The sequence below is a fragment of the Ruegeria sp. BG7 genome (assembly GCF_056535685.1).
Genome location: NZ_JBQFIU010000001.1, coordinates 2771907 through 2794181, shown reverse-complemented (window position 1 = coordinate 2794181; position 22275 = coordinate 2771907). Strand labels below are relative to the sequence as shown.

The 22275-nt window shown below is 54.6% G+C and carries 13 protein-coding genes; 11 read left to right on the top strand and 2 right to left on the bottom strand.

Annotated elements, in window-relative coordinates; translation table 11 throughout:
- The first annotated feature begins 117 nt into the window (after nucleotides 1-117).
- From ACR3EH_RS13860 to ACR3EH_RS13850, 3 genes are all read left to right on the top strand, one after another.
- A complete protein-coding gene (locus ACR3EH_RS13860; protein WP_171186504.1) occupies nucleotides 118-1218 on the top strand; it encodes an efflux RND transporter periplasmic adaptor subunit in 1101 nt (366 codons plus the stop codon).
- Between the two features lie 4 nt (nucleotides 1219-1222).
- Nucleotides 1223-4363 (top strand): efflux RND transporter permease subunit, encoded by a 3141-nt coding sequence (locus ACR3EH_RS13855; protein WP_171675632.1) that lies wholly within the window; start codon nucleotides 1223-1225, stop codon nucleotides 4361-4363.
- A 709-nt stretch (nucleotides 4364-5072) separates the two neighbouring features.
- Complete coding sequence (locus ACR3EH_RS13850) at nucleotides 5073-5261, top strand: hypothetical protein (RefSeq protein ID WP_171186508.1); 189 nt, start codon at nucleotides 5073-5075, stop codon at nucleotides 5259-5261.
- A gap of 231 nt (nucleotides 5262-5492) precedes the next feature.
- Here the strand turns inward: ACR3EH_RS13850 and ACR3EH_RS13845 are convergent, their stop codons facing one another.
- Complete coding sequence (locus ACR3EH_RS13845) at nucleotides 5493-6584, bottom strand: hypothetical protein (RefSeq protein ID WP_171647757.1); 1092 nt, start codon at nucleotides 6582-6584, stop codon at nucleotides 5493-5495.
- Nucleotides 6585-6776: 192 nt separating this feature from the next.
- Between ACR3EH_RS13845 and ACR3EH_RS13840 the strand changes: the two genes are divergently transcribed.
- Genes ACR3EH_RS13840 through ACR3EH_RS13830 form a run of 3 tightly spaced genes read left to right on the top strand, consistent with a single transcriptional unit; the run spans nucleotide 6777 to nucleotide 9497 of the window.
- A complete protein-coding gene (locus ACR3EH_RS13840; protein WP_480634835.1) occupies nucleotides 6777-7472 on the top strand; it encodes a PepSY domain-containing protein in 696 nt (231 codons plus the stop codon).
- A gap of 37 nt (nucleotides 7473-7509) precedes the next feature.
- Complete coding sequence (locus ACR3EH_RS13835; protein ID WP_171186512.1) at nucleotides 7510-8169, top strand: response regulator transcription factor; 660 nt, start codon at nucleotides 7510-7512, stop codon at nucleotides 8167-8169.
- On the top strand, nucleotides 8169-9497 hold the full coding sequence (locus ACR3EH_RS13830) for an ATP-binding protein (RefSeq protein WP_171186514.1): 1329 nt from the start codon (nucleotides 8169-8171) through the stop codon (nucleotides 9495-9497). Before ACR3EH_RS13835 ends, ACR3EH_RS13830 begins: the two co-directional genes overlap by 1 nt.
- 565 nt (nucleotides 9498-10062) lie before the next feature.
- On the opposite strand, the gene ACR3EH_RS13825 is transcribed toward ACR3EH_RS13830, so the two are convergent.
- Nucleotides 10063-10536, bottom strand: a complete 474-nt coding sequence (locus tag ACR3EH_RS13825; protein WP_171186516.1) for an SRPBCC family protein — start codon at nucleotides 10534-10536, stop codon at nucleotides 10063-10065.
- A 93-nt stretch (nucleotides 10537-10629) separates the two neighbouring features.
- Between ACR3EH_RS13825 and ACR3EH_RS13820 the strand changes: the two genes are divergently transcribed.
- The 5 genes from ACR3EH_RS13820 to ACR3EH_RS13800 all read left to right on the top strand — a co-directional run bounded on the left by ACR3EH_RS13820 (nucleotide 10630) and on the right by ACR3EH_RS13800 (nucleotide 22184).
- On the top strand, nucleotides 10630-12318 hold the full coding sequence (locus tag ACR3EH_RS13820; protein WP_171675629.1) for a winged helix-turn-helix domain-containing tetratricopeptide repeat protein: 1689 nt from the start codon (nucleotides 10630-10632) through the stop codon (nucleotides 12316-12318).
- A gap of 865 nt (nucleotides 12319-13183) precedes the next feature.
- Nucleotides 13184-15205 carry a hypothetical protein gene (locus ACR3EH_RS13815; RefSeq protein WP_171186520.1) on the top strand — a complete coding sequence of 674 codons (2022 nt, stop codon included), beginning with the start codon at nucleotides 13184-13186 and terminating at the stop codon, nucleotides 15203-15205.
- Nucleotides 15202-16449, top strand: a complete 1248-nt coding sequence (locus ACR3EH_RS13810; protein WP_171186522.1) for a type 2 periplasmic-binding domain-containing protein — start codon at nucleotides 15202-15204, stop codon at nucleotides 16447-16449. The genes ACR3EH_RS13815 and ACR3EH_RS13810 overlap by 4 nt, the downstream gene beginning before the upstream one ends.
- Nucleotides 16450-16574: 125 nt before the next feature.
- On the top strand, nucleotides 16575-18779 hold the full coding sequence (locus tag ACR3EH_RS13805) for a C1 family peptidase (protein WP_171647753.1): 2205 nt from the start codon (nucleotides 16575-16577) through the stop codon (nucleotides 18777-18779).
- A gap of 30 nt (nucleotides 18780-18809) precedes the next feature.
- Nucleotides 18810-22184: a D-Ala-D-Ala carboxypeptidase family metallohydrolase gene (locus tag ACR3EH_RS13800; protein WP_171647751.1), complete on the top strand. Its 3375-nt coding sequence runs from the start codon at nucleotides 18810-18812 to the stop codon at nucleotides 22182-22184.
- The last annotated feature ends 91 nt before the right edge of the window (nucleotides 22185-22275 follow it).

Sequence of the window (22275 nt, the reverse complement as noted above, 5' to 3'; positions counted from 1 at the left end):
ATGCTTTGTTTCAATTGCTGGATTTTCTACTGCATTTCGTTACCGTGGCTTCAACGAGCCCACAGACGCAACTCTTCTATAGGATGATCCATGTTATTAAGGCTGTTAACCGCCGCAATGATTCTACACATCGGTCTGTATCCCTCTCATGTGATTGCGCAGGACAGCGAAACGAAGCCTAAAGTTTCCGTGACGGCGACACAATTGAAACCGGTGTCGCTGACCGAGATCTTCACTGGCCGGGTCGAAGCGGTGAATCGTGTCGACCTGATTGCGCGGGTGCCAGGGTTTGTGAAATCAATCAATTTCAAGGACGGCTCAGCCGTCAAAGCAGCGGATGTCCTGATCGAGATCGAACCGGATTCTTACGAGGCAGCGGTCACAGAAATTCAGGGTCAGATCCAAGCTGCACAGGCGGCAAAAAAGCTTGCCGATATCGAGCTTGATCGGCAACAAAAGCTCCTTGCCAAAGGTGACACTCCGCAAGCGGTCGTTCAGAAAGCAGAGGCGCAGCAAGGCCAGGCGGATGGGCAAATTCTTGAATTGCAAGGCAGCCTGCAGAACGCTCAGCTTAACCTGTCTTACACCAAGATAGCCGCGCCCTTTGACGGCCGTGTAGGACTGACAGATCTTTCCGTTGGAGCATTTGTCAGCCCCGAAGGCGGAGCACTGCTGTCGCTGTCCAGTGTCGACCCCATTCATGTAACCTTTCCGGTGACCGAAGCGGAATTGCTTGAATTTCGCTCGCGCCGCGCCAAAGCGTCGGCCTCCGAACCACTGAACCTGCAGCTCGTTCTTGCCGATGGCACGACCTATGGACAAACGGGCAGCATCGACGTGATTGATACCGAGGTGCAATCTGGAACGGATTCTGTTCTGGTCCGTGGGTCTTTTCCAAATCCGGATGGGGCACTGATAGATAACCAACTGGTGCGGGTCGTCGTTACCGATCCTTCACAGGAAAAATCGCTGGTGATCCCTGCCAAAGCCTTGCAAAAAGATCAGTCTGGTTACTTTGTGTTCACGGTCGGAAGCGACGCAAAAGCCAAGAAAACGCAAATTCAACTGGATCGGGTCGAAGGGACCGAAGCTGTCGTTTCAAGTGGTCTAAGCGAAGGCGATCAGGTCATCACCGATGGCCTGCAGAAGGTCCACGCCGGTGTCGAGGTGAGTGTTTCGACACCCAAAAACACCTCATCAACGGATGGTGGAAACTGATCTCATGATCTCACAACTGTTTATCCGCCGCCCCCGGTTTGCAATCGTCATTTCGGTCGTGATCACGCTGGCTGGTCTGATTTCAATTACGCAGCTGCCGGTGGAACAACTTCCCGACATTGTTCCGCCTCAGGTTCAGGTAACAACCAGTTACCCCGGAGCCGGAGCCGAAGTTGTCGAGTCGACGGTTGCCCAGATCATCGAAGAACAGGTGATCGGCGTCAGCGACATGCTCTATATGAAATCCACAAGCGGTGCGGATGGCAGCTATAACCTGCAGGTCACATTCGAGCCTGGGACCGATCCCGATATCAACGCGGTCAACGTGCAAAACCGTGTCAGTTTGGCGATGTCCGCATTGCCCGAAGAAGTAACGCGCGCAGGTGTAAACACCAAAAAGAAATCGTCGGCGTTGCTGCAGGTCGTCGCCATAACGTCGGACGATCCGAAGAATGACGATCTTTTCCTGTCGAATTTCGCGACAATCAACGTGCTCGACAGCATCAAAAGGTCACCCGGCGTGGGGGATGCCACCCTCTTCGGGGCGTTGGATTATTCGATGCGGATCTGGCTCGACATCGACAAAATGACCAGTCTTTCCGTGACGGTTGACGATGTGATCGCGGCGCTTGATGCTCAGAATGTTCAGGCCGCGGTGGGACGTGTCGGCGCGCAGCCTATGGCAAATGATCCGACCTTTCAGCTGAATATCCAGACTCAGGGTCGATTGAGCAGCATTGATGAATTCGAGAATGTTGTCGTGCGTGCCCTTCCAGACGGTTCCTTCGTTCTTGTCAGCGATATCGCACGGGTCGAGCTTGGCGCAAAAACACGGGATTCCTTTGCCTCCTTTGACAACAAACTAGCAGCGATGATCGGTGTCTACCTTGAGCCGGGGGCAAATGCCTTGGACACTTCAAAGGGCATCAACGATGCGCTGACAGGGCTGCAAAGCGCCTTCCCCGATGGGGTCAAATGGAGCGTTCCCTACAATTCGGTTACCTTTGTCCGGGCGAGTATCGATGAAGTTGTGAAAACACTGATACAGGCGTTTGGCCTGGTCGTTATCGTTGTCTTTTTGTTTTTGGGCAGCCTGAGGATGGCCCTGATCCCGCTTATCGCCGTACCGGTTTCGCTTGTGGGTGCCCTGACATTCATTCTGGCACTTGGGTTCTCGCTCAATACAGTTTCATTGTTGGCGCTGGTGCTTGCGATCGGCATCGTTGTGGACGATGCGATCGTCGTGATCGAAAACGTCGAAAAGGTTATGGGTGAAAACCCCGAGATGTCCGTGGCCGACGCCACTGGCGAAGCCATGAAACAGATTACTGCCCCAATTCTGGCGATAACCTGTGTGCTGCTGTCGGTGTTTGTGCCCGTTGCTTTCATACCCGGCATTACAGGAACGATGTTTCAGCAATTCGCGGTTGCCGTATCATTCTCGATGCTGATTTCTGCACTGAACGCACTGACGCTGAGCCCCGCCTTGTGTGCTGTACTGTTGCGTCCGGAAAGCGGCCCCAAACGTGGCCCGCTCGCCTGGATCTCGCGCCGTATCGACAACGCGCGCGAGGGGTATGCTTATGTGGTCACAATTCTGGCCCGTCGCGCAATTCTGGCTGTGCTGCTGCTTGGCTTTGCCCTTTTCGGCGCAGGCTGGCTGTTCAAAACCGCACCTTCAGGCTTTCTGCCGGTCGAAGACCAAGGGGCTTTTTTTGTTGAGGTGGCGCTACCCGAAGGGTCTTCGATCAACCGTACAACCAAAGTGATGGAAGACGTCGAAACCATCATGAAAGCGGCACCCGGGGTGCAGGATGTCATGACGGTCACGGGCTTCAGCTTTGTCGATGGCCTGAACAAATCGAACAGCGGATTTGGCATTGCAATCATGCAACCGTTCGAAGACCGCACTGATCCTGCCTTGTCCGTCAAAGCCTCGATCAGACATGTTCGGCGCGAATTCGCTGGTTTGGAAGACGCCATCGCCTTTCCGTTCAACCTGCCGCCGATCCTTGGCCTTGGCACGGGTGCCGGGTTTGAATTCGAGCTTCTGGACCTGCATGGTGGCAGTGTTCAGGATCTCAGCGCGGCAGCTAAAGGACTGGTCACAACCGCCAACGCAGATCCCCGACTGGCCGGTGTCTACACGACATTCTCTGCACAATCGCCGAAGCTGAACCTCGACCTCGATCGTAAAAAGCTACAGACACTTGGTGTGGATGTGGATGACCTGTTCCGGGCCTTGCAGGTTACGCTGGGCGGATATCATGTGAACGACATGAACCTCTTTGGCCGGACGTGGCAGGTCAATCTGCAAGCTGATGAGAAATACCGGGCGAATGTCGGGGATATTGCCCGCATTCATGTACGAAACAGCGACGGAGATATGGTACCTGTACGCGCCGTGGCCGATGTAGACCTTGTATTGGGTCCGCAAATGGTGACCCGCTACAACAACTTTCAGGCTGTCACCATCAACGGCGGGCCAGCACCTGGTACGTCAACGGGCGAGGCCATCGCCGCGATGCAGGAAATTGCCGCCAAAACCCTGCCCGAGGGGTATAGCTACGATTGGACAGGCACAGCGCAGCAAGAGATTGAGGCAGCTGGGAAAACACCCATCGTTCTGGGGCTTGCATTGCTGTTTGCCTACCTCTTTCTTGTCGCGCTGTACGAGAGCTGGACGATACCGCTTGCGGTTCTGTTCTCAGTCACCTTTGCAGTCTGCGGTGCATTGGGCGCGCTGTTGTTGCTGGGTCTCCAGAACAACCTTTACGCCCAGATCGGACTGGTTGTTCTGATTGCGCTTGCTGCAAAGAACGCAATTTTGATCGTTGAATTTGCAATGGACCGTTATCGGACTGGTCTGAGCGCAGTGGATGCTGCCATTCAGGGTGCCCGCGCGCGTTTCCGGGCGGTCATGATGACCAGCTTTGCCTTCATCGCGGGGCTATATCCGCTTGTGGTGGCAGATGGAGCCTCAATGCTCGCCCGTCGCGGCGTCGGTACGCCGGTTTTCGGAGGGATGATCACCGCCGCCCTTGTCGGTATATTTGTTATCCCGTCCCTCTACATCATTGCGCAGCGGTTCAGGGAAAAGGTGCACGGCAAAGAGAAAATGGCTGGTGACTCGAGTGCCCTTTAAGCTAAGGGCACTTGCAACTTTAGTGACAGACCGCAGTTATCACAAAAAGCTCGTATGTCTCTCTGCCCACCTGGCAAAAAATCTCCGGCAAGCACATATTAGCCGTTTCTCCCCAGGCTATATCAGCTAGGATTGTTGATACGAACATGCGCATCGCAAATGTAATTCCCAAACCGGTATCGTTTGGCTTGGTCACGCGGCACGAGTGGAACTGATATCTTGGCCAATCGCGGTGCGCTATTTCCGGATTTAGATTTCATAAGAAATGACTGCATTTTTGTGTATGTATCGACAACTTGTCTAAGCTTATGAGGTTAAGCGTTAATACTCACACTCGCAATCTGTGCGGTCAGCATGATGAATAACGACGCCATAATTCCTTAGGCGTTTTCCTTTTCTTGCCAGCCTTAGCTTCATATCGCGGCTAACCTCTCCGTCGGGCTTTAGCGCATTGGCAACGACCAGCGTCATTTACTACGAAACGGTGGTTCACTTGGCACGATGTTTTCATAAACCGACCTTCCAAACCACAAAATCGGAATCGTGCAATAGAAATGTCACTCAATAAAAATTCTTTTGTTTTTGTTTCGTGAACAACATTAACAGAACATGAACAATGTATTCTCTGTGCGTTCAACCAATCTGAGTCATTGTAATCAGGTCAAATCAAACGAAACGCAATTCGTTTGGTGGAAACATGGGGAATAGCATGATCAAGCCTGCCTTTGTGACTGAAGACCGCAGCACAACAGCTGCGATGCGGACCTCCGGTAAATCTGCTGAAGAGCGTCTGCAAACCACGATGAAATCGAGCAATGGTCGCTTCCCTCCTATCGAAAATGCACTGACAGAGATCATAAAAAACAAACGGCTATCCGAGGCGCATAGCAACGTCTGAAGGCAAGTAAGCAGACCCACGAACAATTCTCGATATTTGTCCTAAAATAGGGAATTGTAATCTACATCCCGCCCCGGCTTGGGGCGGGATTACTTTTTGCTCAACACCACGATGTTCAGGAGCCAACGTTGATGGACCAACCAACTTGGGTCAGGCGCTTCGAATTCCCGAAAGCGCCTGACCCGTCTTTCACTGCATCCCACAGTGATCGCGTTCTTGTCGCGCTTTGGACTACAGGTCCAAAAGCGATTTGACTTTCTCTTCAACTGTATCCGTGACGGGCTTGTTCGCCGCAGCTTCCAGGGCTTCTCGTTCAGCCAGGTTTTGCTCTTCGACGCGTTCTGTCAGATCTTCCACGTCTTCGACGGCATCGTTGTAATCGATGGCCGCTTGTTTTTCGTCATTCAGTTCTTCGGCGGCATCAATGGAGCTATCCAGGTCAGCCTTTGCCTCTTCCAGCTCAGCTTCGATGTCCGGGTCCATGCCGCCAGCGTCTTCCAGTGCCTGTTCAAGCTCTTCAACTTTGTCCCGATTGTCCTGAACATCACGCAATGCGCCTTCCAGATCATTCTCGATCTCGGTTAAGGTCCGCTCCGGCGGTTCCAAACCTTCAAGTTCCTCCAACGCTTCTGCCAGGTCCTCACGCAGCGGTTCCCCGGCTAGCACCGTATCCCGATAAGCGGCAATTTTACCAACTCGGGAATTCGGAGAGGCATTGGCCAGCGCAGTTGGACTTGCGTTTGCTGCATTCAGCGCGCCGAGTTCAGATGGATGCGCTTCAAGTTCTTCCGCAATACGATTGCCCCTGGGACGGGTAACTGGACGTATAGACTCTTCGACAGTCTTGGACCGGTGGGCGGTCTTGCTGTTTTGTGTTCGGGTTGTTGTGGTTTTATTCGAAGTGGACGTCGATTTGCGCGCGTTCCCTTTGCCACTGAACAGGCCTTTCAGTGAAAATCCGCCACCTTTTCTTTGACCGGACTGAGCCGACTGAGACTTTGAAGTGCCATGCCCGGATTTCCCGGCCTTTGAACCACTGCGGTTCTTGTCGGCTCCTTTCCCGCGGCTACTGTTTCCGGCCGAGCTGCTATCTCCGCTGTCCCCTTTGGCGCCGTTTCCATTGCCGCCGCCATTGCCGCCACCTTTGCCACCGCCGTTGCCGCCACCTTTACCGCCGCCGTTGCCATTTCCACCACCATTTCCCTTACCTTCCTTGGCATAAGCAAAATCAGGAGTTGCGACAGTGGCAACTATGGCCGTTGATCCCAGCAAAGCAATGGCAATTGTGGAGGCTCTGATTAATCCGCAAGTGGTTGTTTTCATGTCAATCTCCTCAGGCGTTGCGACAGCGGTTCGCTGAAGCTGGCCGTCGCGTTCAATCGGGTCGAAGCGAATTCGAATCGCCGCTCGTTACCAGCATTTGACTTGAGGGGGCTTGAACGCAGCGCTAACTGGTTGTTCATCATCGGTTCACCTCCGGCCATGTAGTCTTGTTGGAAAGAGTGTGAGAGACCTATGCAGGCCGAAGTGTTTTTGTTGGTTGCGGCTTTTTTGACCGCCATGTCCGCAGGACAGGCGGAGGCAGACGCACGCGAACTCAAACAAGCTGAGCTGCGCAAGGCAACGTTATCTGGAAGCGCAATCCGGCTGAAGCGTGTCATAAAAGGCGTGGAAAAAACATTCGGTGGAACCCCGGTCGACGCACGTGCTTTTAAAACGGACGAAATATATTACCGCATTCTGGTCAAAAAGCCGGGCGGGAAGATCGTGAGTGTCATTGTAAACGCGAGGACTGGCACTGTCGTCTCGAACCGCTCAAGCGTGGGGCGCGAGATTTCCAAGGCCGCGCGCTCAAATTCCACCAATACCAATAGCAACACCAGTCAGAACGCCTCTGCCAACCGTGGCAACAGCGGAAACCGTGGCAACGCGGGTGGTAACGGCGGTGGTAATGGTGGCGGCAACGGTGGTGGTAATGGCGGCGGCAACGGTGGTGGTAACGGCGGCGGCAACGGCGGTGGTAACGGTGGCGGCAACAGCGGTGGTAACGGTGGTGGCAACGCCGGTGGTAATGGCGGCGGCAACGGCGGTGGTAATGGCGGCGGCAACAGCGGCGGTAATGGTGGCGGCAACGGCGGTGGTAATGGCGGCGGTAATGGTGGCGGCAACGGCGGTGGTAATGGCGGCGGTAATGGTGGCGGCAAAAAATAGAGTGATGTTGAGCCCGAATTGGCTGTAACCTTCTGATATGCGAATCCTACTTGCTGAAGACGAACCCCAACTATGCGAGCAAGTCAAAAAGCTTTTGGGTGCGGAAGGCCACGTCGTGGACGTGGCCAACAATGGTTCGGATGCCCTGCATTTGGGGGCAACTGAGCCTTACGACATGATCATCCTCGACATCGGCCTGCCTGAGCGTGACGGTATATCGGTATTACGTGAATGGCGCAGTGCTGGCGTCAAAACTCCGGTCTTAATCCTGACAGCCAGAGATGGCTGGAGCGAACGTGTCGACGGCCTGGATGCGGGTGCGGATGATTATATGACCAAGCCGTTTCACATGCCGGAATTGGCGGCACGGGTCCGCGCAATTTTGCGGCGACAAAGCGGCCAGTTGAACCCCGTGATAGAAATGGGGGATGTTTCACTGGATACACGAAACGGTCGGGTCAGTGTAGGAGGCATACCGGTCGATCTGACCGCGCAAGAAATCGCGGTTCTGACCTATCTGGCGCATAACATTGGCCGCATGGTGTCGCGCACAGAATTGTCCGAACACATCTACGAATATGATGGTGACAGGGATTCCAACACCATTGCCGTATTCGTCACGCGCCTTCGAAAGAAACTGGGTTCCGATCTGATCACCACGGTCAGAGGGCGCGGTTACATGATTGATCCTACCTGATGCTATCGCTGCGCCAACGGGCCTTACTCGGAGGTATCGCCTCGGGTGCTTTGTCAGTAGGCGTCGGCACGCTGGTGGTATTTTCCTACATCAATACGCGCGTTCTGGATCAGTTCGACGGAGCGTTGCAGGACCGCCATACCCAGCTTGTCGTTGGTCTCAGCGTCGCGACGGATGACCCAGAAACCTTGCGCGAGTTGATCTTCGACCCGGCCTATAGCACGCCCTACTCGGGACGGTATTGGCAGGTAACGGACAGTAACGGGGCTATCTATACTTCTGCCTCGCTTTTCGATGAAACGATCGCCGAACCACCGCGCGCAAGTGGCGAAACAATAATTTGGAACACCTCGGGTCCAGATGGTGAAGCCCTACGCAGCGCCTATCAAAAGATCACATTCGAAGACGGAACGGAGTGGGGTGTAACTGTCGCCGAAAGCAGAAGCGAGTTGATCAACGAACGCAGCGCCGCACAAAGAAACTTGTTACCGGTCTTCGGTTTGGTGGGTTTGATCGGAGTGGCCAGTTCTCTTTTGTTGATGTCCGCTATTGTCGGTCCCCTCAGAAAATTGCGCGCCGATGTAGCTCATCGTTGGGATCAGGGCGATGATCTGGTTCCTGAAGACTATCCGAGTGAGGTTTCCCCTCTTGTGGAGGATCTCAATCAATTGCTGCATCGAAATCGCGAAATTGTCTCCGGCTCAAGAAAGCAAGCTGCGGATTTGGCGCATGCCCTCAAAACACCGGCAACCATCCTACGAAACGAGCTGTCGGAGTTGTCAGATGCTGGCGTAGAAACAGAGCCTGCGGAAGAAGCCCTTGCCCGAATTGACGCGCAACTTGGCCGTTCACTCGCGCGTATGCGCGCAACAAACACCGGAGAGCTAACGCATTCGAGGACAGACTTGTCGAATTCGGTCGAACGACTGTCCCGACTGTTCTCGGTCATGGCAGAGCGCGACGGGAAGACGCTTGTTTCGGATTGCGAGGCTGGTCTTCACGTCCGCATGGACCCTCAGGATATTGAGGAAGTGATCGGAAACCTCCTCGACAATGCCCTTAAGTGGAGCCGTACGACTTTCCAAATTACTGCAAGGCGTACAGACAACGGTATCGAACTTTGCGTTGAAGATGACGGGCCCGGTATTCCGGAGAGCGCCCGAGATGAAGCCATTCGTTCTGGCAGCCGCTTAGACACCTCTGTAATGGGAACTGGTTTGGGCCTGTCAATTTCTGTTGATTTATTGGCGGCCTATGGTGGGAAGCTGGAACTCGGAACTTCCAGAAGATTAGGTGGTTTGGCTTGCGAGGTGAATATTACCACCTGAGAATAGCGCACTGTCTATTCCACTGGCATCACGGCGCAGTGCGGTTGCCGCTGAGCCGAGCCTCGCAAGGCAGGTTTCGCAGCCGCGGGATGATTGACGGTGTTGCAACAAGCCGCGAACATCTCTGAACCGATGTTATGTGGCGTGATCTCTGGGTGAGTGGTCAGCTCCTCTGCGAAGCTCACGCACCATCACTTACATCTTTCCGGCCGCGAACATTGATCCTGCGCGCGTAGAACGTCTGTTTCGGACCCAAAGCAAAAGCCTTGGACTTTTGCTCTGTGCACAAGCGGCACAAATCTTTCTGCGACCGCATGAAAACTCGCGCCGCGCCGCAATGTGAAAAGGCACCGTTCGTGCAGGGCGCCGCAAGCCGAGGGGGGCAATTCACGGACCGAGACTGCGTGCTGCGGGCCAAATTGCGTCCGGACTTCGGCAAACCTTCAATACAGCTCTTGAAACAGATCATAATTGCCATCTGGTCAAACAAATTCACTTAGCAATGTCAGGCGTCGGAATTCTGTCATCTTCCGCCTGACTCCTCTTGTAGCCTGCGCCTCCAATGTCAGCGCGACGCAACCATGCTCCCTATCGCCGACAATCCCGTTTCGACCTCGTCTACAACAACGTTTTCCATCGCAGGATCATCGGAGGAGAAATTCGCAATCCACTCAATGAGCAGCTTTTCCCCGGGCTGAATCGACAACGTTGCCGTATATCTCTCGATCGGCAAAGAGGCATTGACCGTCGCGTAAGTATAAGAAAGGCCTTCCTCTTGTGCGATGCGTTTTTGGGTCACCTGGTCGCCGGTATCCATCTTCAAGACACGAACCAGCGACCCATCCATGACCTTCAGGGAACATGCTGATACATTGGGGTGCCAATCATCAATATCGCAGAAGTCGCCGATCATATGCCAAACCCCTGGTGTTGAGGACGGGAGTTCAAGGGAGCGTTTGACCTGAAAATCCGCCGACCAGGCTGTCGTCGCGCAAAGCAAGGCAGCGGCGGTGACTGAGAATCTGGCAATCGATGTCATGGTGTTTCCTTTCCAAAAATTGAGAAGCATGAGAAATTTCTTGCCTCAGGGTGAGAGTCTTCGCAGGCTGATGGAGCCATGGAGGCGGCTGAAATGTCTGGAGAAAGACCTGAAAAAGATCTGAAATCATCAGGAAAGGTACAGTTGGGAGCCTTTGTGTTTTCCGTCGAGGCTGGGGAGTTGCTAGATGGACGCGGGAATCCGGTTCACCTGCGTCGTCAAAGTTCCGAAGTTCTGGCCTACCTCATTGATCGAATGAGCGAGACGGTTTCAAAGGACGATTTGATTGAGAACATCTGGGCCAAGACCGCGGTTACGGACGACAGCCTTTCGCAGTGTATCGCTGACATCCGCAGGACCCTGAACGATGCCGATCACAGGATCGTCCGGACCATTCCCAAGAAAGGCTACAGATTGGTTCCGACCTCCATTTCTTCTGATGAGCTTCAGCCGGAAACCGCGAGCCGAACGGCCACGCGCATCGATCGGCCTAGGCTTGCTGTCTTCAGCCTCATTGGCGTCATGGTTCTGGCCCTTGGTGCAGTCTGGGGTCTGGGGTGGGGGCGGAACACTGCGTCAGAAGAACTGCCCTTGCCTTCCAAGCCATCCATTGCAGTTCTGGCATTTCAAGACCTTAGCGTCGGCCCAGATGCCAACTACCTCAGCGATGCCATCGCTGAAGGCATTATCGTGGACTTGTCCCGCTATTCCGAACTCTTCGTCATCGCCCGAAACTCGAGCTTCAGCTTTCGCGACAGCACCACTGATGTCAGCCAAATATCCCGTGCGCTTGGCGTTCGTTACTTGCTGGAGGGCAGTCAGCAAAAAAGCGGCGATCAGCTGCGCGTCACCGTTCAGCTGATTGATGCCGTTGAAGGTCGCAGCCTTTGGTCAAATGTCTACAACAGCGACCTTGGCGATGTCTTTGCGATGCAGGACGAGATCGTGCAAAAAACAGTCGCGACCGTTGCACAACGAGTCATCAACTTCGAAGGTCAGAAAGCGATCAAGTCCGACGAAGCGAAGTTGACCGCCTTGCTTTTGAATTGGAAGGCACGTCAACATCTCTTTTCCTTTACCCCTGAGGGCAATGAAAAAGCACGTCTGGCCAATCTGGCTGCGATCGAGGCTGATCCGACGCAGCCCTACGGGTATGTCGGGCTGACGTTTGTTCATATCAACAGATACCGCTGGAGATGGACGGACGAGGACCCGATTGTTGAGCTGGATGCCGCACGGCGCTACGCGCGCAAAGCCGTTCAGGTCGCGCCGGAGTATTATGACGCGCATACGGCGATGGCCTACATGCATATTCAGGAAGGTGCGCTGGACAAGTCGGTGGCGCGCTTTCGAAAGGCACTGGAACTAAATCCCAACGACACAAGCGCGATGGCAGCACTTGCCGAAGCACTGACCTATGGCGGGCGAGCAGAAGAGGCCGAACAACTAATGCTGCGCGTCGTCCGCCTGGACCCACTCCATGAGGACTGGATCAAATGGAACCTTGCCTGGGTACAATGGCACACACGAAATTGCGACGATGCGCTCGAGACCATGAACGGCATGTCCGAGATACCTCCAATGGCCTATCGTGTGCTGGCAATTATCCAGATGTGCCGGGGCGATCGAGACGAGGCGAGAAAAGCGGTCGGGCAACTCATCAATTTCGATCCTGAATATTCCCTGCGGGACGTTCTTCACAATTATGAAGGAAAATATGTCGTCGCTTCTGATTTGGAACGCGTGCTGAACGACCTGCGTGAAGCTGGGTTGCCAGAGTAAGACGTACTAGAACGGGTTGAATCGCGACCGTGGACGTCTCTCAAAGGAATGTCTACGACAGCAGCGGTGTTCCCTCCTAAAGTTCCTTATTGCTCGTTATAAAGATAGCGATGCGATCTTTGGGCTAATCTCTTGCAGGCAACCTGGTCCGGTTTTGCACACGCAGCGAAGTGCTGGTTTGCCCCGCTTGGTAAGACTTCGCCCAACAGAGTTAAATGTTTACAATTGGTGGCGGCGCATTGCCCAGCCGCTTCTGTTTGTGGGCCAGCGGGATTTCAACAAGCCCAACGCCCCTGTCTGTTAGGGGGAAAGCGCTTTCTGGTCTGCAAATCAGCCCTGATTTTCCAAAACGGGAAATCAGGTTAAACGAAACGCCGCGATGCCTATTTGCTGCTATTTTCGATGGTCTGACCTGATAGGCAATTGCGAACGCCATGCGCAAACCAATTCAACTCCATAAGTGACGACCATATCAGCAGGATTTACACCATGCGGATGCATTGATTCCTGGGATAAATAACCCGGGCGATCTATCCCATTGCCAAATCGACCCCAATTGCCGCAAAGCGTATGCCTTTTTAGCCATTTGAAAACACTATAAAATAAAACCCATCGAGGTGAAACAAACTGACTCCAATCTGGTTAAAATTCGCGGCACGCAATCAAAAGTTGAAAGAATCAGCATTATTAGCTAAATTAAACAATATTTATTTCTCCGACTTAACGGAGTTGCTGCTGTGAAATTAACTTTGGTAATTGTTGTTTTGCTCGCTTCGCTGTTTGCGGCATCCCCATCTGCGGTGCATTCTCAGGTTGGGTGCGATCCTTCACGCGAATCGTGCCGATAAGATAGCGACGTAACATCATGTCTACGGACGGTATGCACGACATTGTCGCGCTGATTTTTGGCGTCGGCATAATTATCGCGTTTTCCCATGAACGTTTTAACCGGATTTCGTACGAGACCGGCAAGCGCTTAGATCGGCTGGTCTCGTTCCTGACGCCGGATAAACTGCGCGCGCGTCGGCAGGTTACATATGCCTATTTCATCTACACGCTTTCTCTGATCATCCTGTATCTGATCCTGTGTGCCTATGCCGAGGTCCTGTTGCCTCTGATCGGCGGTCAAAGCCTATTGCCCGAGATCGGGGCCAGCACGTTGCCAACCGAAGCGTCCACAAGCACGTCCCCTGCGTCAGATACCCCAGCCGAACTGACGACGGGTTTTGCGCCGATGGGAACTTCAGCCGTCGAATTCTGGATAGAAAGTCTTAAACCCGCTGTGAGCTCCGATCCTGTGGACACTAGTTCAGGCATTAATATCGCACCCGAAGTATCCATGGGGCTGGCCCTGGTCATGGTTGGGCTGGCGCCATCAATTAAGGCGCTGGTTCGCGTGGATGAATGGTTGCGCATGTTTGCGCATCGCGTTGCAGGAATTCCGACTTGGGTCATCGATACCTCGGACGCATTGCGGTCAAACGCCAAGGTTTTGCGGTTTTTCACGGACGGTGAAGAGGACAACTCCAGCGAATATCTGATTTCAGAACCCGAACGCAAAAGGGTTATGGATCTGCACAATAAGGCCAAGCCCTTTCTGGGCAATCTGGATGATTTCATTCTGAATATCGAAGTCATCCTTGTGGCGTCGGCCTGGTTTTTGGATGAAAAGCTGCGGACTACCGGAGCTGGTGACAAAAACCGTTTTGAGGAAATCGAAAATGAACTGCGCCGCCGAAAGAACGAGTTGTTCAGCGCCGCGAACAGCCCCGATATTTCACATGAAGGATGGGATGCCGTGGCCACCGCCGCTGATGAGTTGGCCAGCGATTTCTGCGTGCTGATCGCCCTTTACGACGAACAGGACGTCATTCAACCCTATGATCAGCGCCCTGCCCCGACCGAAAGCCAGCGCCGCGCTCGGGCCAGATTGAGGCAATTCGTAGACGTCCTTTACAAAAACAAGACCGAACCACTGATGCAGCGTCGTGGTAACAATCTGGCGCTGTTCTGGACGCTGACAATTGTGCTGATCTGGACGGTCGCTTGGGCCGCACTGTGGCCGGGACGAGCGGAATTCAACCTGACTTGGGGCTTGCTCAGCAGCGATACCTATTGGAGAATCAGGCTGTATTCGATCAATGCATTCAACACCTACTGCATCGCTACAATCGTTGCGATCACCATTCGCTGGGTCCGCATGACTTCGGTCGCTGAGGACGGCCAGAGAAAGTGGGAAAACATGCGCTATCCCAACCACTGGACGCGATGGCTGCCGCAGGCCTTGAGCCTATTTTTGATTGCTTTCCTGGTTTCTACGGCATTGAACATCGCCGTGCAGATATGGCTCACGGAAACCCGAACCACCGAAGCAGAAGCCTGGCGCATGACATTCGAAGAGTTCATGACCTCGATCCGCTGGCGGTTTGAATACATGGGCCCGATTTCCTTCCGGGCTGCCTGTCTGGCGGTGCTTGTGATCGTGCTTTTGGATGCCAGGCAACGATTGTGGACGGATGCCGGGCGGTACGAGCAGAGACAGCGGAAGGGGCTTCCCTCTAGCGACCAGCTGAAATCGAATGCCAAAACCTGGCGTGAACTGTCGTTTCTGAACAGTCTAGCCTGGGTCGCAATTGGTGTGATCATGATGCTAATCATAACCCCTGTCATGCGCTATCTGTCGTTTCTGGCAGCGTCTCAGGATTATCCGCGACCGTTCGACCACATTGACGCCGGGCTGATGATCTGGGCGACGCTTTATACCGTTGTTCTGGCCGCTTTGGTGATGTTCTGCCTGTCCGAGGTTCTTACCCGTCGTGCATTCTATCGTGCCCCGAAAGAAACCGCAGACGGCATATCTTCTGACGTTGCGAGGGCTGAGAAATGAAAGCCACTGCCCGGATCACCCTGCTGAGCCTGATCTGCTTGCCTGCGCTTGCAGTCGGACAAGATACCCAGCCTGAGACCATTGTAAACGAGGATCGAAGCATCATCATGGGTGCGCGCACCGATGTACCGCCCTTTATCTGGAAAGACAAAAAGAGCCAAAAGTACCGCGGGCTTTTCTGGGACATCTGTGTTGAGGCGCTCGTGCGTTCAGATCGCCCGTTCGACACGGTGCCAATCTCGGCCGGGCAGCGGTCGGACCTTTTGTCCAATGGCAGTTACTGCACAAATGAGAACGAAAATTACGATTCATGCACCGCCGAGATTGGGACAGTGGATCTGTTATGCGATCCGACCACCGTAAACCTGAAACGGATGCAGACTTTCACGGAAATAGATGACGAACAAACAGGAGAAGGCCTGCACCGGTTTGTTTTTTCACCCATCCTTTATCTGGCAAACGGGTCGTATTTTCAGCTGGGGTATCCCAGAAGGGTCTTTCGAGAAAAGCTTGCAAAAGAACTGGAACGTCGATGCGTTCAGTTTCCGGGGTTGGACCCTGTCTTTTGTGACAAGCGTGAAAACCCCACCGGCTTGGAATGGCTGCGCAGACCCGATAAGTCGTTGTTTGGCAGAAAGCCAAGCATAGACTGGAAAACCGCCTGCGATGCTATCCTGAATGCCATGGCAACTGATCTGGAGCTGCCAGACTCTACTGAAGATCAGAAGCGCAAAGTTTGGCCTCCGCAAATCTGGCCGGAGCCGGACCCGGTACAGCCTGAGTTCGAAATTTGGGGATACCTCGACGGGTCGACCATCGGACCGTCAGTTGTCAAGGCCGCCGAATTGGCGCCTTCGTCCATCGGCATTTGCACACAGGCTTTTGAATCCCATACCTCGGCCACCGAGGCGTTCTGCAACGGCAAGATTTACCGTTATTTCGGAGATGTCGATCTGGTTCGAGCGTCGGTCGACGCCTATCGCGCCAACAACTCGGACAATGACTGCCCCGCAGATGAAACGCGATCCTCCCAGGGGACTTACGAACCCTATGCCTTAGTTCTTTCCAACGAAAACAGCGGCTTCCCCGAGGATTTCACGCTGGCGCTATATTCCATGTTCACCGACGGCACGATTGCACAGATGTTCAACGGGCGGTTCGGGGAAAGACGGCAATCTCAATACCTTGAAACATTGTTCAGAATTAACAGCATACCAACCGGCGACGTGAATCCCGAGGAATAGAACGGCAGATTTATCGCTATCTATCAGGCTGTTTTGAATAAAAACCCTGCTGCCTCGTAGGGATAATGAATTTTCCCGGACCGCCAAGGTCCTCGTTCTGCATTCAGATGATCGGAGAAAGAGTTGTGTCTGGTGCTATAGACAAAAAGTTTGTTACAGCGCGCGGTGTCCGCAAGGACTGGGTCGATTTGAGGGATCAACTGTTTGTGCCTGGCCTGTCCATCCTTTTGGACAGTGTGTCACTTGACCACAAACTAACGGATCCCATCCCCGGCACGGATTTGAGGCAGCCGATCTTTGGCGTCCGCAATCAAAAGCACACACAGCGTTGCGTCGGATATTCGCTGGCCGCTCTGATCGACATTCAACGCTGTTTGCAATTGCTGCGCCGCCCTGACGGACAGACCAAGTTGGAGCAGAAAAGGGATACACTTCGTACGGATATCGCCAGCGCGGACATGCTGTACAGGATGGCCTATTTCCATGACCGTTACCCAGACAACAACGAGCAGCAGGAAGTCGCGGGCATACGCTCGCTCCGTTCTGCCATAAAGGGGTTTTACCATCACGGTGCCTGTCTGGACTGGCCCATGGACACTCAAGCCACTGAAGAAAGCAGGTGGCAAAGCACAAGCTATTTCCCGCAAAGCAAAGACAATCAAACCTACTACCCGTCTGTCGCCCAGGCGAAAAAGGCGCGTGAAATCGGGTTAGGAGCCTATTTTCGCCTCGCATCATCGCTCAACCACTATCATTCGGCGCTCAACCAGGCCGAGGCTGTATTGGTCTCGACCCAAATCCATGACGGGTGGCTGAATGTGACAGCAGCCAACGGAGGCATCATCCCTTGGCCCCCCAAAGAAGGCCTGATTGGATATCATGCGGTGGTTCTGACAGGATATGACAGCAACGGGTTTCATGTTTTGAATTCCTGGGGTTCGGACTGGGGCGGGTACCGTGGACAAGCGGGCATCGCACTTTGGTCTTATGCCGATTGGGCAAAAAACATCATTGACGCTTGGGTTCTGCGGCTTGGTGTGCCTGCACCAAAGGCCTTTGACGTCTCTATCGGCGAACAAGGGTTAAACCGGCTGTACCAACCCATTCAATCCGGTTCGACACCCTGCTTCGAACTGGTCGGCCATTTCATGCATCTGGACGATGGTCTGCATGTATCGACAGGATCCTATCCCTCGTTTCCTTCTGGCTGGGCGAAAACCTGCGCCTATCTGAAAGACACGCTGAAATCCAAACGGAAAAAACTTGCGAAGTCGGAACAGCCCTACAAGGGTGTGCTGGTCTGGATACCCGGCAGTCTGGAGGGGATAAAACCCGCCTTTGATGCCGCTGTGTCGCGCAAACGCGCAATCAAGGACCTTGAACTGTATCCTTATTCCGTTTTCTGGTGCAATAGCTTCGCGGAAACCTCGCTAGAGGTTTTTGACGTTCTCTTTGACGATTGCGCGCAGCAGGCCGGGGAGCGCGCCCAGCATCTGGATGCGCTGATCGAAGAGCGCGTGCGCGGCATTGGCCGGGCTTTTTGGCGCGAAATCGAAACCAGCGCAAAGAAAACCCTGCGCGGCCCAACCGAACACCCGACCGAGCCACCGCAAACCGACGATGACTGGCCGGGCTATGTAACCTGCTTTCTGCGCGATCTGATTGCATTGAAGGACCAAACGCAGTGCGAAATTCATTTGGTCTGTGAAGGCGCTGGCGCGTTGGTCGTGCACGAGATGCTATTGTTGATTGCCGAGGACAAGAAAAGACCGGCCAAACGGCAGCTTCTTTCAAACCACGATGCCACGACCCTGTTCGATACGTTGCATCTGGTTCACCCGGTCATCGGCCTTCGGCGCGCCAGCCGGTACCTGACACCTTGCCTTGAGGCGATGAATGGCGAGCAAACCGGGAAGGACCGATCACCCAGCCGGTCGCAAACCCCAATCGTCACACCGCGAGTCGATTTGTCGGACAAGCAACTGTCAGGCATCCGGGGTCGGATTTACGTGCCCGCCCCGAGCCTTGAGAAAACCCTGCACTTTGGCCGTTACAGCAAGCCGCTGCTGCATCTGGTGGCGCACGCCTTCGAAGATCCCAACTACGTCCTGTCGGAAACCGGTACTGTTCAGCGGGGTCAGCATCGCGATTTTCTGGGTGCGGCCGACATTGCGGGCAATCGGGATTTTCCGGCCCAATCGGCAATTTTCCAACTCAACCGCATATCGAAGCAATCGGAATCCGGTGATCCGGTTACGCAATCGGACCTGATGCGGGACCCCACAATCACTGAAAGCATTTTTAAAACCATCCGGGACCGACGCAAGTAACCCGGTGCATCAGCATGGAGGACGCTGAGAATGGCAAAAATATCCGTTGAACAACTTATGGCGAAAATGGCCGACCCGTCGATTGAAGAAAGCGAACTGGCCCAGTATTTCACCGTGGATCAGGATGCCTCGGGCGCTTTTGCGCCGCAGCTCAAGATCAACCCGTCCACCGTTCAGACCCCGCGCGGTGCCGATGCGGACCAACGCACGGCGGCCTTGATGAATTCTGCCAACTGGTTCGCCCGCCTTCGTCGGCAATCCCGGTTCCGCAAGGCGCTGTCAAAGGGGTATGACGGACCGATCATCGTTTCAGAAGGAGATAGCTGGTTTCAGTACCCGCTTTTACTGAAAGATACGATTGATCACCTTATGGACGACTACGCCGTGTTTTCGCTGGGCGCAGCAGGCGACTTGCTCAAGCGAATGGCGGACAAACGTGAATATGTCTCGGCCCTTCGGGCAACAGGGGCGGAAATCCTGCTATTGTCCGGCGGTGGCAACGATCTGGTTGCCGGTGGCGCGCTTGCCTCTCATCTGGAAGAGTTCGATCCAGCACTACAGCCAGAAGACTATCTGCTGCCTTCCTTCCACCGCCTGTTGGACGATGCCCTGCACCATTACGGCCGCATGTTCCGTGAGGTGCAGACCAAATTCCCCCATGTCTCGATACTGTGCCACGGCTACGACTATCCGGTGCCGAACAAGGACCGCTGGCTGGGCAAACCGATGGAAAGCCGGGGCATCCGCAGCAGGTCTTTGCAAAAAGCCATAGCGGCGCGGATGATGGACAATTTCAACCGCCGCCTGCGGCGGCTTGCAAACGCGATGCCGCATGTCACCTATCTGGATTGCAGGGGCGTAGTGGGCGATCACCGCTGGCATGACGGCCTGCATCCGACCGACGAAGGCTATGGCGATGTGGCAAAGAAATTCCGCCGCGAGATCGAGGTTCTTGCCAATTCCCGCAGCGGCCCGTCAATGGTCATCAGCGGCCCGTTTGGCAGGGCGTCGGAACTGTCACGGGCAATGGCCGCTCCGCCGGTCATTGCCGGAGGCCAGCCAAACGGTATGTCGCTGCATGTCGGGCTGAATACGGTCGATCCCGATCACTATGACGGGTGGGACGGCCGATTGACCGCCTGCGAAGCCGATGCGCAAGCGATGGAGACGCTTGCAACCGCCGAAGGCTTTACCCCGACCCGCCTGCTGACCTCGGATGCGACGCGGGAAAACGTGATCGAACAGATCCGCCGCGCGGCGCGTGACCTGAAAGGCGGCGACATGTTCCTGATGACGGTTTCGGGCCACGGCGGCCGCCTGCCCGATTTCAATCAGGACGAAGATCATGATGGCGACATCAAGATGGATGAAACGCTGTGCCTGTACGATTTCCAATTGGCCGATGACGAGCTTTACATGCTGTGGTCGGAATTCCGGGCGGGCGTGCGGGTTCTGATGGTGCCCGACACCTGCCACTCGGGATCGATGGTCAGGTTCGGCCCGGCGGGTCCCTCCATGTTGTTCGGACGTCAGATCAATGCACCGCTTGGGGTGCGCGCGATGCCTCTCAACGTCGAAGACCGGGTCTGGCGCGCGCATGAGGCTGTCTATCGCGAGGCATCGCGATCTTACTCGGCCCTCAAAGAAAGCGTGATGACAAATCCACTGTCGACGCCGGTCAAGGCCTCGGTTCTCAATCTGGGGGCCTGCAAGGATGAGCAGTTTGCAATGGACGGCGCGCAATATGGCGCATTTACCGGTGCCTTGTTAAAAGTCTGGAACAACGGACGATTCCCGGGGGATTACCGTGCATTCCGGGCCGAAATAGACGCCGAAATCGGCAGCCCCAGCCAGACGCCACAACTGTTTGAAAAGCTGGTATCCGACCCAGACTTTACTGGCGACAGACCCTTTACCCTGCGTCCCGGAGGGGCCGCAAGTGCCATACACACCCCGACCGTACCAGCCCCCATGGTCGAGGATGAAACCGAAGGCGACGGTGAAGAAGCGGATCAGATTGATCAGGCACAGGCAGACGCAATCCTGTCCGCCAAACATCGCGGCGCGGGGTTCCGGGATTCGCAAGCGGCGCTGACCTGGGCTGACTATGCCGACTTCGACGCCTTCATACGGTCCCTTGGCCTCAGGCATTTTTCCACTGACGAGTTTCTGATTTTGGGCGGCGCCCACAGCACCCCCGGCGGCAACTGTCAGGGCAAGAACACCTACCCGCCGCGTGCGCTGTGGACCAATATCGCGGAAACGGCCCGAGTGCTGGAACATCTGCGCGAACGTCTGGGCAAACCCATCGTGATAACCAATGCCTATCGGGGACCGGCCTATAACGCGTGCATAGGTGGCGCCAGCGGCAGCCAGCACATGAAGTTCACCGCGCTTGATTTTCAGGTTCGGGGCATGTCGGCCCCGGATGTGGCGCAAGCGCTGCGTGTGTTGCGCGACCGTGAGCATTTGTTCAAAGGCGGGATTGGGCGCTATAACAGCTTTACCCATGTCGACACGCGTGGGACCAATGCCACCTGGCCGCCCGCCTTCCGCAACAGCGCATTGCCCGCCGCAACCTTGATGGCACCCGCAGGGCCGCGGAACCTGACCGAGCGTCTGGCCATGCTGAACAGCCTTGAACTAGCCCCGATGCGTGGAAGACGGTCCAAAACCGCAAGCTCGGCTTTTTCCGATCCGGTTGTCCGGTCCTCTAACGCCTTTGACCCCAGTTCTGAGCTTGCAGAAAAGCAGCAAACCCTTGCGGCCGCTGTCAGCGCGTCCAGCGTCATTTCCTTTGTCGAAAACCTGACGCCGGGCCAGAAAGAGGACGTACTGCTGTCAACGTTGTTTGCGCAGCGTGCTGCGGACAGTCAGTTTGATCCGGTCAATCAGCGCGAGGCATGGTTTGCCCGGTATATGGAGATACTGAGCCTACTTGGCTGGGTCCGCGAAGAAGCACCCTTTACCACCAGTCAAAAAATGCAGGGGAGTGGCAGCTTTGACAAAGTGATCCTTTCCACTCTAGCCCAGGTCGCAACGGGAAATCAGTTTGAGATTGTCAAAAGTGCGATCGAGGCCCTGCGCGGTTTGTCGAATGATGATGGAAAGATCAAACTGTTCGACCTAGAAACTTCGCAAACGAAGGGTGGCAATTTCCAGATTGGAGCCGCTGAGGCGGCCGGAGATGTGATCAACATTGCGCTTGGGGCCTTCAACTTCACTTACAAGGATCAAAAGCAGAATATTCTCTTTGTTGCCTGGGGTAAAAATGAGCTCGATTACTGGCTGGCCGCACAAAACCTGTCGCTGAGCACAACGATCTACGATGCCGTGCGCGAACTGGTAAAGACCCGGCTTGCAGATACACGTAAATCGCTAATCGCAGATATCCCGTTAAGCTAAGTCTGAGCTTGCACCTAAACTACGATCTTTCTGTGTGGTGATCCCAGACACAATCTCGCCCGGCTTCTTGCCGGGCTCTTTTTTGGGGAAG

Excerpts from the sequence above, each read along its gene's own strand:
- ACR3EH_RS13855 (WP_171675632.1), top strand. The coding sequence starts at position 1,223 with ATGATCTCACAACTGTTTATCCGCCGCCCCCGGTTTGCAATCGTCATT.
- ACR3EH_RS13840 (WP_480634835.1), top strand. The coding sequence starts at position 6,777 with ATGCAGGCCGAAGTGTTTTTGTTGGTTGCGGCTTTTTTGACCGCCATG.
- ACR3EH_RS13850 (WP_171186508.1), top strand. The coding sequence starts at position 5,073 with ATGATCAAGCCTGCCTTTGTGACTGAAGACCGCAGCACAACAGCTGCG.
- ACR3EH_RS13825 (WP_171186516.1), bottom strand. The coding sequence starts at position 10,536 with ATGACATCGATTGCCAGATTCTCAGTCACCGCCGCTGCCTTGCTTTGC.
- ACR3EH_RS13830 (WP_171186514.1), top strand. The coding sequence starts at position 8,169 with ATGCTATCGCTGCGCCAACGGGCCTTACTCGGAGGTATCGCCTCGGGT.
- ACR3EH_RS13835 (WP_171186512.1), top strand. The coding sequence starts at position 7,510 with ATGCGAATCCTACTTGCTGAAGACGAACCCCAACTATGCGAGCAAGTC.
- ACR3EH_RS13800 (WP_171647751.1), top strand. The coding sequence starts at position 18,810 with ATGGCAAAAATATCCGTTGAACAACTTATGGCGAAAATGGCCGACCCG.
- ACR3EH_RS13820 (WP_171675629.1), top strand. The coding sequence starts at position 10,630 with ATGTCTGGAGAAAGACCTGAAAAAGATCTGAAATCATCAGGAAAGGTA.
- ACR3EH_RS13860 (WP_171186504.1), top strand. The coding sequence starts at position 118 with ATGATTCTACACATCGGTCTGTATCCCTCTCATGTGATTGCGCAGGAC.
- ACR3EH_RS13815 (WP_171186520.1), top strand. The coding sequence starts at position 13,184 with ATGTCTACGGACGGTATGCACGACATTGTCGCGCTGATTTTTGGCGTC.
- ACR3EH_RS13845 (WP_171647757.1), bottom strand. The coding sequence starts at position 6,584 with ATGAAAACAACCACTTGCGGATTAATCAGAGCCTCCACAATTGCCATT.
- ACR3EH_RS13810 (WP_171186522.1), top strand. The coding sequence starts at position 15,202 with ATGAAAGCCACTGCCCGGATCACCCTGCTGAGCCTGATCTGCTTGCCT.